Source organism: Streptomyces beijiangensis (genome assembly GCF_017315755.1).
In the GTDB taxonomy this organism is placed as follows: domain Bacteria; phylum Actinomycetota; class Actinomycetes; order Streptomycetales; family Streptomycetaceae; genus Streptomyces; species Streptomyces beijiangensis.
On sequence record NZ_JAFLRJ010001388.1, the window covers coordinates 1 to 221 of the forward strand.

General features: G+C 71.9%; 1 protein-coding gene. It reads right to left on the minus strand.

Translation table 11 applies throughout. The features are described 5' to 3' along the window. Positions 1 to 221 (minus strand): ATP-binding protein (locus tag J0695_RS41955; RefSeq protein ID WP_242553810.1); only part of this gene is annotated, 221 nt, incomplete at both ends.

A 221-nucleotide genomic window follows, 5' to 3' on the forward strand; every position in this document is an offset into this window, starting at 1 on the left:
ACGTCACCCCGGCCGGTGCCTCCACCGCCGCACCGGGGGAATCGGCCGACCCGGCAGTGCCGCCGCTCTTCAGGGCCGGCATGGACTGCGGGTAGCCGTGCGGCGGCAACTCGCTCGGATGCAGCGGGAGGTACAGCGTGAACGTCGAGCCGCGGCCCGGCTCACTCTGCGCGTGGATCTCGCCACCGAGCAGTTGGGCGATCTCCCTGGAGATGGACAGC